Genomic DNA, 1,453 nt, shown 5'->3' on the forward strand with positions numbered 1-1,453 from the left:
ACGAAATGGCCATCCTCAAGCGGCTCAAGTTCGCCGCTTCCAGCGAAGCCTACACCGGTGAGCAGCAGCGCATGCTGTTCGAAACGCTCGACACCGATATCGAGGCGCTCACAGCCGAGATCGAGCAACTCAATCCGACCAAGCCGGCCGACGATGAGGGCAAGAAGCAGCAACCCAAGCGTGCCGCGTTGCCGGCGTCCTTGCCTCGCAAGGAAGTGCGCCACGATCCTGATTCCACGACCTGCGCTTGCGGCTGCCAGCTGCAGCGCATCGGCGAGGACGTGGCCGAGAAGCTTGACTACCAGCCGGGCGTCTTTACAGTGGAGCGCCACATCCGCGGCAAGTGGGTCTGCCGTCAATGCGAGACGTTGGTGCAAGCTCCGGTGCCGCCGCAGATCATCGACAAGGGTATCCCGACCGCTGGTCTGTTGGCCCATGTCCTGGTTGCCAAATACCTAGATCATTTACCCCTATACCGACAAAGCGGCATCTACGGCCGTGCCGGATTTGCGATTCCTGACTCGACGCTGGCACAGTGGGTCGGCGTATGCGGTGTGCAGTTGCAGCCGCTGGTCGATGCACTGAGCCAGGAACTGCTGGCACAGCGGGTCTTGCACGCTGACGAGACGCCGGTGGCCATGCTCAAGCCAGGCAACGGCAAGACGCATCGCGCCTACCTGTGGAGCTACTGCAGTACGGCCATGAATGACATGAAGGCAGTGGTGTTCGACTTCGCCGAATCCCGCGCCGGCCGGCATGCCGGGGAATTCCTTGGGGATTGGTGCGGCACGCTCATCTGTGACGACTTCAGCGGCTACAAGCACTTGTTCAAGCAAGGCATCATCGAAGCGGGCTGTATGGCGCATGCACGCCGCAAGTTCCATGAACTCTATGCCAACCACAAGAGCCAGATTGCCGAGGAAGCGTTGAAGCTGTTCGGGGCACTGTACGACATTGAGCGGCAGGTACAGCACCTAGATGCCGAAAACAGACAGGAAGTACGGAATCGACTCGCCAGACCGGCAGCCGATACGCTGCATGCCTGGTTACTGGCGCAGCGGCAGCGAGTGCCGGATGGCAGCGCGACTGCCAAAGCCATCAATTACAGTCTGGGACGCTGGGGAGCGCTGACGCGCTACCTGGACGATGGCGCTGTTCCGATCGACAACAACTGGGTGGAAAACCAGATTCGGCCTATCGCACTCGGAAAAAAGAACTGGTTGTTCGCCGGCAGTCTGCGCGCGGGGCAGCGTGCTGCCGCGGTGATGACGCTATTGCACTCGGCGCGGCTGAACGGCCTTGATGTGCACGCCTACATGAAGGATGTCCTCGAACGCTTACCGACACTGCCGGCTAGCAGTGTCACCGAACTGCTGCCGCATCGCTGGACGCCCGCCTAAACTTCTGCTCGTAGATTCGGGATCCCGTCAATGTGGGATGGCTAGGCGCTTAC

1 protein-coding gene is annotated in these 1,453 nt (G+C 60.8%); it reads left to right on the forward strand.

Translation table 11 applies throughout. From position 1 onward, the window contains the following. Positions 1-1,400: IS66 family transposase (gene tnpC, locus RY831_RS32895; protein ID WP_326510487.1), on the forward strand; the 1,400-nt coding region annotated here is incomplete at its 5' end. Positions 1,401-1,453 lie beyond the last annotated feature (53 nt).

The organism is Noviherbaspirillum album, from assembly GCF_035916955.1.
In the GTDB taxonomy this organism is placed as follows: Bacteria; Pseudomonadota; Gammaproteobacteria; order Burkholderiales; family Burkholderiaceae_D; genus Noviherbaspirillum; species Noviherbaspirillum album.